The following is a 13,240-nucleotide window of genomic DNA, read 5'->3' as shown; positions in this document are numbered from 1 at the left end:
GATCGTGCAGAGGTTCGACTTCGCCGGCGCGACCGCCGTGGTAACCGGGGCGGCCAGTGGCATCGGTGCCGCGCTGGCCCACGAGCTGGCCCGCCGAGGCAGCGATCTGGTCCTGCTGGACCGCGACGCCGAGCGGCTGGACGCGGTCACCGCCGCGATCCGCGCCGAGCACCCGGACCGTCAGCTCGCCACGTACCTGGTGGACCTCGCCGACCAGACCGCGACCGCCCAGGTGGCCGCGGAGATCGGCCAGCGGCACCCCCGGGTACGCCTGCTGATCAACAACGCAGGCGTGGGCCTCGGTGGTCGGTTCGACCAGGTGACGTTCGACGAGTTCAGCTGGGTGATCGACGTCAACTTCCGGGCCGTCGCGCAGCTGACCCACGCGCTGCTGCCCACCCTCCGGGCCGAGCCGGGCGCGCACCTGGTCAACATCTCCAGCCTGTTCGGGCTGATCGCGCCGGCCGGGCAGACCGCGTACGCGGCGAGCAAGTTCGCCGTACGCGGCTTCACCGAGGCGCTGCGCCACGAACTGGTCGACGACGGCATCGGGGTGACCTCGGTGCACCCCGGCGGCATCCGCACCCGGATCACCGAGAACGCCCGGATCGGCAGTGGCGTCTCCCACGACGAGTACGCGGCCGGCCGGGCGCAGTTCGAGAAGCTGCTGACCATCGCGCCGGAGCGGGCCGCCGAGGTGATCCTGCGCGGCGTGGAGCGGCGTCGGGGCCGGGTGTTGATCGGCTGGTCGGCGAAGCTGCCCGACCTGCTGGCCCGGGTCATGCCTGCCTCGTACAACCGGGTCCTGGTCACCGGCCTGAACCGGGGAGTGGCGCGTTCAGCGCCGTCGGTCCCCGGCGTGCCCGCGCAACGCCCCGCCGACACCGTCGTCGACCCGGCCCGCGAGGTGGCGTGACCGCGGTTCAGGTCGGGTCGACCACCGCCGCGCTCGGGCCCACGTCCCGGCCGCGGAACAGGATGGTCAACACCACGAGGGCGACCAGCAACGCCGCCACCGCGTACACCGGGGCCGGGCCGAGCGGCGCGAGCAGTGCCAGCAGCGCGACGGCCGGGAAGGCCACGACCACCGCGCCGTGCTGCTGCCGGCGTACGTGCAGCACCCAGACCGTGAGCAGGAAGACGGCGACCGGGACGGCCACCGCGTACCCGGCGACCCTTTCCGAAATGTGCGCGAGGTGCCGCTCGTGGTCCACCGACACGCTCAGACCCGCGCCGACCCCGGCGATCGCCGCGAAGACCAGGTAGTGGCCATAACCCCAGACCAGGGAGTACGGCAGCCGATCCGGTGCCTCGTTGCGCCGATCGAAGTAGAGCCACCACAGCGCGAACACGATGACCGCGCCCGCCGCCGCGAGCAACCAGAGGTCGTGTTCCCCGGCGTCGAGCCCGTCCTGGATCGCCAACGAGACGGCCGCCACCGCCTCACCGAGCACGATCAGGGTGAACAGCCCGTACCGCTCGGTGATGTGCGTCGGGTGCCAGGGGGTCATGCCGGGACGTTCGGCCACCGCCGGCACCAGCAGGTCGGCCAGGCCCAGCAGCACGAACGACGCGAGCCCCCACTCGACCGGCAGCAACAGGCGCAGCAGCCACCCGAGCTGCACGACCGTCACGCCGATCACGTAGCGGCGCGCCGCCGCACGGTGCGCGGGATCGCCGACCGCCGCTCGGCTCCAGTGCACGACGGCGGCCAGCCGCATCACCACGTACCCGTAGGTGATGACGGTGAAATCGTTGTCGGCGAAGGCGCGTGGCACCCCGGCCGCCAGGATCAACGCCCCGAGGATCTGCACCAGTGTGGTGATCCGGTAGACGTCGTCGTCGGTGTCGTAGGCCGAGGCGAACCAGGTGAAGTTCATCCACGACCACCAGATCGCGAAGAACACCATCACGTAGCCGGTGACCGCGTGGGCGAGGTGGCCCTCGGTCAGGAGATGGTGCAGGCTGGTCGCGGCCTGCGCCACGGCCACCACGAAGCAGAGGTCGAAGAACAACTCCAGCGGGGTGGCCGCGCGGTGCGGCTCGTCGCGACGACGTGGCCGCATCGGCCGGTAGAACGGCCGCACCGACCGAGGTTGAGTCAACGCAGTTCCTCAGGTCGCCTCAGCCGAGCCGACGGCCGTGGGTCAGCCCCTCCAGCACCAGAGTCAGCCCCGCGCCGACCAGCCAGACGTCCTTGGCCAGTCCCGCGCCCTGCTGGGTCGGGCGGATGCTGCCGGGTTCGCGCATCCCCGGCGTCTTCAGGTACAGCTGCACCAGGCCCGCGCCGAACGCGGTCAGGCCGAGCCCGACCAGGGGCGCCGGAACGAACGGCGTGATCAGCGCGGCCCCCAGGGCGATTTCCGAGTACGACAGCAGCTTGGCGAAGCGCGCCGGCTCCAGCTGACCGAGCTGGGGCATGGCGGCGACCGCCATCCCGTGCATGCCCTCCGCGGCGGCGCCCTCCAGGTTGCGCTTGCCCAGACCCGAGTTGAGGAAGTACGCGCCGATGCTGAGCCGTAGTGGCAGGTGCGCGAATTTCATGGTCACTCCCGTCGGCCGTGGTCGAATGCGGCCCGCGTACCCCGGACCGCCCGCGATAACCCGCCGGGCCGGCTGGGCTGGCCGTGGTGGTCGCGGTAGGTTCGCCGGGGGCCCAGCGCCGAGCCCGTGGCACACCCGCCCACCCCGGCACCCGGCCCTGCCGCAGACCACCAGCAGGAGGCGAAGTGAGCCAGGAAGTCCGGGGAGTCATCTCCCGCAGCAAGGGCGCGCCGGTCGAGGTCACCACCATCGTGGTGCCCGATCCCGGGCCCGGTGAGGCGATCGTCCGGATTCAGTCGTGCGGTGTCTGTCACACCGACCTGCACTACCGCGAGGGCGGCATCAACGACGACTACCCGTTCCTGCTCGGGCACGAGGCGGCGGGCATCGTGGAGCAGGTCGGCGAGGGCGTCACCGACGTCGCCCCGGGCGATTTCGTGGTGCTCAACTGGCGGGCGGTCTGCGGCGTGTGTCGCGCCTGCCGCCGTGGTCGGCCCTGGTACTGCTTCAACACTCACAACGCCACCCAGCGGATGACCCTCACCGACGGCACCGAGCTCGCCCCGGCACTGGGCATCGGGGCGTTCGCCGAGAAGACCCTGGTGCACGCCGGGCAGTGCACCAAGGTCGACCCGGCGGCCCGTCCCGCCGCCGTGGGTCTGCTCGGTTGCGGGGTGATGGCCGGGCTGGGTGCGGCCATGAACACCGGCAACGTCACCCGTGGCGACTCGGTCGCGGTGATCGGCTGCGGCGGCGTCGGGGACGCCGCGGTCGCCGGTGCGGCCCTCGCCGGCGCCACCACGATCGTCGCGGTGGACACCGACAGCCGCAAGCTCGACTGGGCCCGCAAGTTCGGCGCCACGCACACCGTGAACGCCTCCGAGACCGACCCGGTCGAGGCGATCCGCGCCGCCACCGGTGGCTTCGGCGCCGACGTGGTGATCGACGCGGTGGGCCGACCGGAGACGTGGAAGCAGGCGTTCTACGCCCGCGACCTGGCCGGCACGGTGGTGTTGGTCGGCGTACCGACCCCGCAGATGCAGGTCGAGCTGCCGTTGCTGGACGTGTTCGGGCGCGGTGGGGCCCTCAAGTCCAGTTGGTACGGCGACTGCCTGCCCAGCCGGGACTTCCCGATGCTCACCGAGCTGTACCTGCAGGGCCGACTCGACCTCGACGCGTTCGTCACCGAGGAGATCGCGCTCGACCAGGTGGAGAACGCCTTCGACCGGATGCACCACGGCGACGTGCTCCGCTCGGTGGTGGTGTTCCCGTGACCGCCCGCGTCGACCACACGGTCACCTCGGGCACGTTCTCCCTGGACGGGCAGACGTTCGACGTGGACAACAACGTCTGGGTGATCGGTGACGACCGCGAGTGCGTCGTCCTGGACGCACCGCACGACGTGGCGGCCATCCTCGCCCTGGTGGGCGACAGGCAGGTCCGGGCGATCCTGGCCACCCACGCCCACGACGATCACGTCCGGGTGGCGCCCGAGCTGGCCGAGGCCACCGGCGCGCCGGTGCTGCTGCACGCCGCCGACCGGGTCCTCTGGGACATGGTCCACCCGCACCTGCCCCCCAACGGCGAGCTGCACGACGGGCAGAGCATCGAGGTGGGCGGCACCACGCTGCGGGTGCTGCACACCCCCGGGCACAGCCCCGGCGCGTGCAGCTTCCACGCGCCGGATTTGGGCGCGGTGTTCACCGGCGACACGCTCTTCGCCGGTGGTCCGGGCGCGACGGGCCGCTCGTACAGCGACTTCGACACCATTGTCCGGTCGATCCGCACCCGCCTACTGACCCTTCCGGCGGAAACGGTCGTGCACACCGGTCACGGCGACGACACCACGATCGGCGCGGAGGCGCCGCACCTGCAGGAGTGGCTGGACCGCGGCCACTGACCCCTGCGTACGTCTTTGTTGGGCTGGCGGGTCGGCCTGCTGGTGTGTTGCGGCGTGGTCGACGGGCTCAGCGTTCGTCGGCCGCGCCCAGCACCGGTTTGACGTCCAGAATCGGGGTGCCGTCGAGGGCCTCCAGATCGGCCACCTCGACGCGTAACCCGTCCACCGCCAGGACGTCGCTCACTGCCTCGACCATCCTCGTTCCCCCCTGGACGGTCCCAACCCAGCCCGGCCGCGGCGTTAGGATCCCGCTCATGGCCGCCGACCCGCCCGCCTCGCCCGCCCCCGCCGCCTCGCCCGCCTCGCCGGTCCCCGTCGTCCGGCAGCTACGCCTGGTGGTGGAGGCCGCCGATTACGAGGCCGCCGTCGCGTTCTTCCGCGACGCGCTGGGCCTACCGGAGGAGGCGGCGTTCAGCGGTGAGGGCGATGCCCGGGTGGTGATCCTGGACGCCGGCCGCGCCACCCTGGAGATCGCCAACCCCGCGCAGAAACGCCTGATCGACGAGGTCGAGGTGGGTCGGCAGGTCGCGCCGCGCATCCGGGTGGCCTTCGAGGTGGACGACACGGAGGCGACGACCGCCCGTCTGGTGGCCGCCGGGGCGAGCGAGGTCGCGCCGCCGACGCGTACGGCGTGGCAGTCGCTCAACTCCCGCCTCGACGCCCCCGCCGGCCTACACATCACCGTCTTTGAGGAACTCCTCACGCCGGACAAAGGTGTCGGGACGGGGGATGCGGAGTCCGGACAAAACGGCGACAGCTGAGTCGGACCCCCTGGAACATCCGTTGTTCCCAGCCGTCCCGTGTCGGCGCTCTGCTTCCGGACATTGCCCTCCGGCTCTGAAAGCACCCTCCGTCACGGCCGTCCGGCCTGATGCGGGCAGAGCCGCCATGTCCGATTCTGTGCGGTGACCGGGGCCGCGCTCGACCGATCTTCGGGCGTTTCCGGAATGCCCGACACGTGAACCCGGTTGTGTCCCCCGTACCGCCGGAGCCCAAACCCTTTCCGCGGTCATCTCCCGAGGAGTGTTCACCCCGGAGCGCTTCGCACGATCGAAAGGGCAACCATCGTGAAGGTCGACTTCACTCGATGGCTCCCCGCCATCGCTAAGGACTCGTACCGCAAGACCGCGCTGAGCGTGGCGGGTGTGGCCGCCCTCGGCGGTCTGGCGCTCGCGCCGACCGCAGCCGCCGCCCCGGTCACCACCGGACCGCACCAGGGCGCCGTCGCCGCCATCGACCTCGCCACCGGCAAGGCCGCCACCTCGGCACACCAGGATGACCAGCCCGTCGAGTCGGGCCTGACCACCGGCTCCGCCACCGGCAAGCCGCCGGCCGGCAAGCCGAGCCGGGCCCAGCTGATCCCACACGGCATCGAGGGCGCGCAGTCGCGTGTACCGCTCGACGACGCGCAGCTGGCCAACGCCCGGGCCATCGTCGACGCCGCCAAGAAGACAGGCGTCGGTGACCGGGGCGCGGTGATCGGCGTCGCCACCTCGTTGCAGGAGTCGAAGCTGTACAACCTCGGCCACCTCGGCGCGTACAACGACCACGACTCGCAGGGGCTGTTCCAGCAGCGTCCGTCGTCCGGTTGGGGCACGCCCGACCAGATCACCGACCCGGAGTACGCCGCCACGGCGTTCTTCAGCGCACTCAAGAACGTCGGCGGCTGGCAGGACCTGCCGCTGACCGCCGCCGCGCAGACCGTGCAGGTCTCCGCCTTCCCGTACGCGTACGCGCAGTGGGAGGAGCAGGCGGCGGACATCGTCCAGCAGCTCTGGTGACACCCGCACACGAGGCCGGCCGGCTCCCTTCGACGGGAGCCGGCCGGTTCTTCGTGTTCGCGTACCTCAGCAGGCCGGGTAGAGGCGGCGGGTGCCGACACCGGCCGCGTACGCGTCCCGGTCGCTGAACCGGCAGCCGTAGTCGGGTCGGGCCACCACCGCCGGGTCGGTCACGGTGTCGCCGGCCGGGCGCTTGCCCGTGCGTACCCAGGACACCAGGTCGTCCCAGGCGGCGCCGGCCTCCGCCGGGGTGAACTCGCAGTGCTGCGTGGCCCGGATCGCCCGCTGGACCACCAGCTTGCTGCGACCGTGACGCGCCACGTCGGTGGCGTACGCCTGCTCCATGCTGAACGGTACGAACATGTCACCGAGACCGTGCAGGCTGAGCACCGGTGCGGTCGGGCGGCCGGCGATCCGCGGCACCTCGGTCAGCGTCGGCAGGAGCCGCTGCCACACGTTCTCCGGGGCGACCCGCTGGACGGTGGCGTTGACGTTCACCGGGCTGTTCGGGGTGTAGCGGGCGAGCAGGTTGGTGGAGAGCTGACCGGGCCGTTGGGCGGGGGAGTTGCCGCTCCCGGTGGGCACGCTGATCGAAAAGAGGAAGTCCTTCCAGACCGCGAACGCGGCGTCGGCTCCCGGGCGCGGCCCGCCGGAACGGTTCACCGTGATGGCCCGCAGCTGCTTGCCCCGGTCCGTGGTGGTGTCCGGCCCGGTGGGGGTCAACCCGGCCAGGCCGAGCGTCACCTGGATGCGGGGCACCGCGTTGGTCAGGTAATCAGCCGGCGTGGGATAGGCCGGCACCCCGGCGAGCGCCTGCGCGACCAGGTTGTAGTCCAGGTAGAAGTCGAGCAGCGTCTGATCGCCGAGCACCCCGCACATCGGCAACGCGCCGTCGTAGAAGCCGGGGTACTGCTCCAGCGAACGACCGATGACGTACCCACCCATCGACACCCCGGCGACGTAGGTGTGCTGCGGCCGGCGGACCGTCCGCCCGAAGTGGTCGGCGAGGTCCTTCGTGCCCAGCACCCCGGAGCGGATGTCGAAGCCGTTGCGGTCGTACGAGGACGACGCCCAGGCGTACCCCTGCTCCAGGAGGCGCTGGCGCAGCCCGAAGGCCGGCGGTTCCGGTGAGAGCACCGTGCCCTGGCCGCGGTAGCCGTGCGCCCACACCACCAGGTCGCCGTTCCACCGGGCGGGGACCTCGATGATGTACCCGGCGTGGCGGTGCACGCCCTGACGTACCGTCGTCGGCTTGTCGCCCACGACCAGCGGCGCCAACGGCGGGTTCTCGATGGTGTAGCCGGGCAGCGGCTCGCCGCCCTGCGCGTCACGACCGGTGGCGCCGGCCGGCGCGGCGCCGGCCAGGCCGACCGCGAGGGTCAGCGTCGCGGTTGCCGCGAGCAGCCGGCGGACGGTACGAACAGGTGTGGACAGCATCGATGCTCCCCATCGGACGGATGTCGCCCGGGGGCGACCAGCGGGACGGTTGCCTACCGGCCGGTAGCGTCCTGAACCTAGAACCGCCGTCGACCAGTGTCAATGGGTACGCTGATCGGCTGATCAGCACGGCTGTCCAGTTGTACCCGGTCGTTCCGCCAATGGGCCTATCGGGTTGACTGGTCGCCGTGGACGAGTCGATCTGGGAGGCGGCCCGTGCGTCGCGCAGCTGGCTGGACGCGGCGAACGGCACCGGGCAGACCGAACTGACCTGCCGCATCCTCAAGCTGACCGAGGAGGCGGGGGAGGCGTCGGCCGCCTGGATCGGTCTGCTCGGGCAGAATCCTCGCAAGGGCGTCACCCACACCCGAGAGGACGTCGCGGCGGAGTTGGCCGACGTCGCCTTCACCGCGCTGGTGGCCATCGAAAGCCTGGGGCTGGACGCGCGAACGGCCCTGGACGCCTGCGCCGCAAAGGTGCGCTCCCGCCTGACGGACCAGGAACGTCCCTAGCGTCCAGTCACGGCCGTCCACCCCTCCCGAGAAGTCGCCATGTCGACCGGGATGTGAACTCTGCCGGCAATGGGTGTGATGCGCGGGTCGCTTCATCCGTGATCGACTCGGTTTTCTTGGTCTTCTCGGTGTCGGGGTGTCGGGGTGTCCGGGCGTCCGGGATGCCCCGACTTCCCTGAACCCGAGTGGATCACCCCGAGTGAGGTTTGGTTCGGCGCCGTGGACCGGGCATGCGTGGGCGGTTTGTCCGATCCTGGGTGTTTGTGGGTGGTGACCGGGCCTACCGGTGGGCTGGAATCATGGCCGGGCCGGGGTCGTTACATACCCTGACGATCGCAGTACCACCGACCCGCCGCCCGGTCCTTGGGCTGGTCGCGCAGGTTGGAATGCCAGCCTCCGCCCGGTCGTTACAGTCCCCACGAACGACCGCAGGCACCGCCCCGGATGAGGGTGCCGTCAGGTGGGCCAAACCCGGAATGACCCCGGCTCCCGGGTCGTTGCAGTCCTGACGAACGACCGACGGGCACCGCCACGATGAGGGTGCCGATGGACGGGCCAACCCCGGAATGACCCCCGGCCCCCGGTCGTTACACATGGACCCGGCGCCACGAGCCCCCGCTCACCAGGTCGCCGACCCCGACGCCCGAGAGGCGTCACCCCCCAAACTTTCCCCCTTGTACGTGCAGCGCCGGACGAGGTGCTCACACCCCGCCGCCGTTCCCCCTTGGCGGTTGGGGTGTCCTACCCCCGAAGGAGCTACCCCCATGAACACGATCTTCCGTAAGAGCATGCTGTCTGTTGCTGGTCTCGCGTTCGCCGGTGGTGTCTTCGCCGGTCCGGTCGCCCACGTGGCCAACCCGGTCGACGCCAAGCCCGTCGCGGTTGCGGTGCAGGCTGACAAGCCCGACGCCAGCAAGCTGATCCCGCACGGCACCCAGGGCGACCAGTCCCGTATCACCCTGAACGACGAGCAGACCGCCAACGTCAAGGCGATCATCGCCGCGACGAAGAAGGCCGGTCTCCCGGAGCGGGCTGCGGTGATCTCGATCGCGACGAGCCTGCAGGAGTCGAAGCTGGAGAACCTGGGTCACCTCGGTGACATGAACGACCACGACTCGCTGGGCCTGTTCCAGCAGCGCCCGAGCTCGGGTTGGGGTACGCCGGAGCAGATCACCGACCCCGAGTACTCGACCACCGCGTTCCTGAAGGGTCTGAAGCAGGTTGACGGGTGGCAGGACATGCCGCTGACCGAGGCCGCGCAGACGGTGCAGGTGTCGGCGTACCCGGATGCCTACGCCCAGTGGGAGCAGCAGGCCGCCGACCTGGTCGGCCAGTACTGGAACAGCTGACCCGCACTGACCGGCACCACCGCACGGCAAGACCACAGCACGACACCGACCGCTGGCCGGCACCCGCAACTTGGGGTGCCGGCCAGCGGCCTTCTTGCCGTCGCCGGTCGCCGGTCGCCGTCGCCGGTCGCTGATCGCTGGCCCCTGGTGGCTGGTGGCTGATCGCCGGTCGCTGATCGCTGGCCCCTGGTGGCTGGTGGCTGATCGCCGGTCGCTGATCGCTGGCCCCTGGTGGCTGATTGCCGGCCGCTGATTGCCGGCCGCTGATTGCCGGCCGCTGATTGCCGGCCGCTGATCGCCGGCCGCTGATCGCCGGCCGCTGATCGCCGGCCGCTGGTGGCTGGCCGCTGGTGGCTGGTCGCTGGCTGAGGATGCCGCGCTGCGAAGGGTCCTTCGAAGGCGAATGACGTCGTTTGGTTGGCGGATGTCCGTAGATCTTGGACAGTTTCCGTTCGCAGCGAACGGAAACTGTCCAAGATTCACGTTGGCGACGCAGCGGAGTGACGTGATCGGCGTCGAGTGATCCGATCGGCTGGTGGGTACGTACCCCTGGACGGGGACCGGCGGAGGGATAGATGCATGGCCGCAGTGGGGTACGGCGCGGATCGCGAACCGGAGTCAGAGCCGGAACCCTCCGATGAGGCCGCAACACGACGGTGGTCCAGCGGCGCTCGCCTGTTGGTGGCAGCTGCTGCAGTCATGTTGCTCCTGGGTGCGGCCGCGGTGGCCGTGATCGTTGCCGATCCCGGCCGCCTCGGCATGACCTACTCCGGCCAACCCGTCGGCACCCGCCCCGACGGCACCCAACCCGACGGCACCCGCCCCGAGGGCACCCAACCCGACGGCACTCGCCCCGACGGCACTCGCCCCGATGACGCTCGGCACGGTGGTGGCGGCCGTCCGGGGGGCGTGGCCGACCCGGACGCGGCTGAGGATCGCCGCGGTGGTGCGGGTGCTGCTGCCGAGCAACTGTTGACAGCGCCACTCGCGGGTCGCCAGATGGGCACCTTCGTGCTCGCGGATGGCTTGTCCTCGTTCGAGCTGCGGGTGGCCGAGTTGGGCGACGACCTGTACCGGATCAGCACACCGGCCGGCTCGGGTGTGGCGGGCCGACCGGCGGTGCAGGGGGAGACCGTGCGGCTTGACCTCGTGGAGTCCGGGACGCGCGGGCCTCGGGCCGTACGGGTGTTGCTCAACGAGCGGGTCGCCTGGCGTCTCCACCTCGTTGGCGGGGTGAGCAGTCAGGTGTTGGACCTGACCCGGGCCCGGCTGCTGGGCGTGGAGCTCGCCGGCGGCTCCAGCCGCTCCGAGGTTCTCCTGCCACCGATCACCGCTGCCGTCCTGGGCACGCCCACCGGCTCGCGTTCGGACAACCCGGTAAGCAGCCTGACCGTACGACTCACCGGCGGAACCAGCCAGCTCGACGTCCGGGTCTCCGGGGAGACTCCGGTACGGGTTCGGGCGGGAGCCGGTGCCGGCTCGGTGGTGGTACGCGACGACCGCTGGGATGGGGTGGCCGCGGGCACGGTGCTGGGTACGCCCGGGTGGGACCGGTCGGCGGAGCGCCTGTACCTGGACCTGGTCGCCGGCGCCAACAGCGTGATCGTGTCCTCCAGCAACCGGTGAGCCCACGCCAGCCCAGCCCGCCAGCCCACGCCACACCACGCCAGGCCAGCCCACGCCAGCCCACCCCACGCCAGGCCAGCCCACGCCGGGCCAACCCACACCAGGCCAACCCCATAACCCGGGCTGGTGAACCCCGCCCGCCCTGGCTGGAAGCGCCGCGGTTGCGAAAGGGCGTGCGCGTACAGTCGGGCGGTGGAGCGTACTGAATCAATGCTGGCGCAGACCCGACCGCCTGGCGTGGCCGACGTCGATCCCGGCAGTGTGTTGTTGCCCGGCCACGACGTGCCGTTGGGTCGGTACACCACGGTGCGGCGGCTGCTTCCGCAGCGGGCCCGCCGGATGGTTGGCGCGTGGTGTTTCGTGGATCATTTCGGCCCGGACGATGTGGCGCAGCGGCCCGGTATGGAGGTGCCGCCGCACCCGCACACCGGGCTGCAGACGGTGACCTGGCTGCTCGACGGTGAGATCCTGCACCGGGACAGCCTCGGCAACGTGCAGCCGATCGTGCCCGGCCAGCTGAACGTGATGACCTCCGGGAACGGCATCGCCCACTCGGAGCGGTCGCCGGCCACCCACCCGCCGGTGATGCACGGCGTGCAGCTCTGGGTGGCGCTGCCGGACCCGGCGCGGGCCGGAGCGGCCGACTTCGCGCACCACGCCGACCTGCCGCGCTGGCGGGACGGCGATCTGGACGTCACCCTGCTGGTCGGTGAGTTCGGCGGGGAGCGGTCACCGGCGGTGGTGCACACCCCGCTGGTGGGGGTGCAGTTGGAGCTGCGCGGCGAGGCGCCGGCGACGATGTCGTTGCGGCCCGATTTCGAGTACGCCGTGCTGGCGATGTCCGGGTCCGCGGAGGCGGCCGGGGTCGGGTTCGAGCCGGGGGCGCTGCTGTACCTGGGCTCGGGCCGCCGGGAGTTGACCGTGCGTGGTGGGGCCGGGGCGCGGTTGCTGCTCCTGGGCGGTACGCCGTTCGAGGAGCCGTTGGTGATGTGGTGGAACTTCGTCGGCCGCTCACACGAGGAGATCGCCGCCGCCCGGGAGGACTGGATGGCCGGCGACGGGCGCTTCGGTGTGGTCGCCGACGATGCGGCGCCGCCGCTGCCGGCGCCCGCCCTGCCCACGACCCGCCTCAAGGCCCGCGACCGCACCGGCGGCCTGCACGGCTGACGGGCACGCGCGGCCGGTGTGACCCCCGGTGGCGCGGGTAGTCGCCGGCATGGCGACCAGTTTGATCACTCCCGTGGAGGACCGTAAACGTCTGGCGCGCCGGCTCGCCGGCACCGGACGGGGCTTCGCCGAGCAGTACGGGTTCCGGGTGACCAACAACCCGGCGAGCCTGTTCCAGGTGCTGTACCTGTCGGTGCTGCTGGCCCGTCGTGGTGACTTCCGGCGGGCGTTGGACGGGGCGCGGGCGTTGCGTGACGAGGGGTGGGACAGCGCGGCCCGGCTGGCTCGTTCGCTGCACGAGGACCGGGTACGGGTGCTGCGCGCCAGCGGCCAGCGTGGTGACGTGGGCGCGGTTGCCGATGTGCTGGGTGACCTGGCCCGGGTGGTGGTCGAGCGGTACCGGGGTGACCTGCGCCGGTTGCGGGCGGTGGCGCACCACGACCCGGTCCGGGAGCGGACGCTGCTGGCCGAGCTTCCGGGTGTGGACGATCAGGTCGTCGACCTGTTCCTCCGGGAGGCGCAGGCGTTGTGGCGGGAGGTCGCCCCGGTCGCCGACCGGCGGGCGTTGGCTGCCGCGCGTCGGCTCGGGCTGGGCAGGTCGGCGGACGACCTGGCCGGCCTGGCCAGTGGCGAGTCGGAGCAGCTGGCCTGGCTGGTGGGGGCGTTGGCCCGGATCGACCTGGAGCACCGGTACGCGGAGGTGACCGGTCGGCCGTGACGTGCCCTGGCCCACACTTCCCCAAATTCTGACCAAACGGGGGATGTTCTGCCGTATGGTTGGACCCGGCAGTGCTGGCCGCTCGGTTCGAGCAGACCTCCACCGCCTGGTGACCGCGACCGGTTCGGATGCGGTTCACCGCCTGGGCAGGCTTGCGTGGCGCCCTGGGTCGCGGTTCGTGACCAGGGGCGCCCGCCTGTCCCGGC

Annotated in this window: 14 protein-coding genes; 10 read left to right on the top strand and 4 right to left on the bottom strand. The window is 71.5% G+C overall.

The window, feature by feature from the left end:
• Positions 1–4 precede the first annotated feature (4 nt).
• Entirely contained in the window at positions 5–916 is a 912-nt protein-coding gene (locus tag ACFYL6_RS11050; RefSeq protein ID WP_387170126.1) for an SDR family NAD(P)-dependent oxidoreductase, read from the top strand.
• Between the two features lie 7 nt (positions 917–923).
• Here ACFYL6_RS11050 and ACFYL6_RS11045 read toward each other — a convergent pair whose 3' ends face one another.
• Positions 924–2,087, bottom strand: a complete 1,164-nt coding sequence (locus ACFYL6_RS11045; RefSeq protein ID WP_387170124.1) for a low temperature requirement protein A — start codon at positions 2,085–2,087, stop codon at positions 924–926.
• Positions 2,088–2,124: 37 nt separating this feature from the next.
• Positions 2,125–2,544, bottom strand: coding sequence for a hypothetical protein (locus tag ACFYL6_RS11040; protein ID WP_387170123.1), 420 nt, complete (start codon positions 2,542–2,544; stop codon positions 2,125–2,127).
• A 185-nt stretch (positions 2,545–2,729) separates the two neighbouring features.
• Here ACFYL6_RS11040 and ACFYL6_RS11035 point away from each other — a divergent pair, with 185 nt between their 5' ends.
• Both ACFYL6_RS11035 and ACFYL6_RS11030 read left to right on the top strand, forming a co-directional pair.
• Positions 2,730–3,818, top strand: a complete 1,089-nt coding sequence (locus tag ACFYL6_RS11035) for an S-(hydroxymethyl)mycothiol dehydrogenase (RefSeq protein WP_387170121.1) — start codon at positions 2,730–2,732, stop codon at positions 3,816–3,818.
• Positions 3,815–4,444 carry an MBL fold metallo-hydrolase gene (locus ACFYL6_RS11030; protein WP_387170119.1) on the top strand — a complete coding sequence of 210 codons (630 nt, stop codon included), beginning with the start codon at positions 3,815–3,817 and terminating at the stop codon, positions 4,442–4,444. The genes ACFYL6_RS11035 and ACFYL6_RS11030 overlap by 4 nt, the downstream gene beginning before the upstream one ends.
• A 67-nt stretch (positions 4,445–4,511) precedes the next feature.
• Here the strand turns inward: ACFYL6_RS11030 and ACFYL6_RS11025 are convergent, their stop codons facing one another.
• Positions 4,512–4,628 (bottom strand): TrmO family methyltransferase, encoded by a 117-nt coding sequence (locus tag ACFYL6_RS11025; protein WP_387170117.1) that lies wholly within the window; start codon positions 4,626–4,628, stop codon positions 4,512–4,514.
• A gap of 70 nt (positions 4,629–4,698) precedes the next feature.
• Between ACFYL6_RS11025 and ACFYL6_RS11020 the strand changes: the two genes are divergently transcribed.
• On the top strand, positions 4,699–5,205 hold the full coding sequence (locus tag ACFYL6_RS11020; protein WP_387170115.1) for a VOC family protein: 507 nt from the start codon (positions 4,699–4,701) through the stop codon (positions 5,203–5,205).
• 306 nt (positions 5,206–5,511) lie between these two features.
• Positions 5,512–6,225: a hypothetical protein gene (locus ACFYL6_RS11015; RefSeq protein ID WP_387170113.1), complete on the top strand. Its 714-nt coding sequence runs from the start codon at positions 5,512–5,514 to the stop codon at positions 6,223–6,225.
• Positions 6,226–6,291: 66 nt separating this feature from the next.
• Here ACFYL6_RS11015 and ACFYL6_RS11010 read toward each other — a convergent pair whose 3' ends face one another.
• Complete coding sequence (locus ACFYL6_RS11010; protein ID WP_387170111.1) at positions 6,292–7,662, bottom strand: alpha/beta hydrolase family protein; 1,371 nt, start codon at positions 7,660–7,662, stop codon at positions 6,292–6,294.
• 188 nt (positions 7,663–7,850) lie between these two features.
• Here ACFYL6_RS11010 and ACFYL6_RS11005 point away from each other — a divergent pair, with 188 nt between their 5' ends.
• From ACFYL6_RS11005 to ACFYL6_RS10985, 5 genes are all read left to right on the top strand, one after another.
• Positions 7,851–8,174, top strand: coding sequence for a MazG-like family protein (locus tag ACFYL6_RS11005; protein WP_387170109.1), 324 nt, complete (start codon positions 7,851–7,853; stop codon positions 8,172–8,174).
• 764 nt (positions 8,175–8,938) lie between these two features.
• Entirely contained in the window at positions 8,939–9,523 is a 585-nt protein-coding gene (locus tag ACFYL6_RS11000) for a hypothetical protein (protein WP_387170107.1), read from the top strand.
• Between the two features lie 699 nt (positions 9,524–10,222).
• The gene (locus ACFYL6_RS10995; protein ID WP_387170105.1) at positions 10,223–11,149 is read left to right on the top strand and encodes a hypothetical protein; all 927 of its coding nucleotides are present in this window, start codon (positions 10,223–10,225) and stop codon (positions 11,147–11,149) included.
• 192 nt (positions 11,150–11,341) lie between these two features.
• Positions 11,342–12,316, top strand: a complete 975-nt coding sequence (locus ACFYL6_RS10990) for a pirin family protein (protein ID WP_387170103.1) — start codon at positions 11,342–11,344, stop codon at positions 12,314–12,316.
• A gap of 61 nt (positions 12,317–12,377) precedes the next feature.
• Entirely contained in the window at positions 12,378–13,034 is a 657-nt protein-coding gene (locus ACFYL6_RS10985; RefSeq protein WP_387170415.1) for a hypothetical protein, read from the top strand.
• Positions 13,035–13,240 lie beyond the last annotated feature (206 nt).

The sequence above is a fragment of the Micromonospora sp. NPDC007208 genome, from assembly GCF_042869175.1.
Taxonomy (GTDB): domain Bacteria; phylum Actinomycetota; class Actinomycetes; order Mycobacteriales; family Micromonosporaceae; genus Micromonospora; species Micromonospora foliorum.
This window is presented reverse-complemented; position numbering and strand designations above follow the sequence as displayed.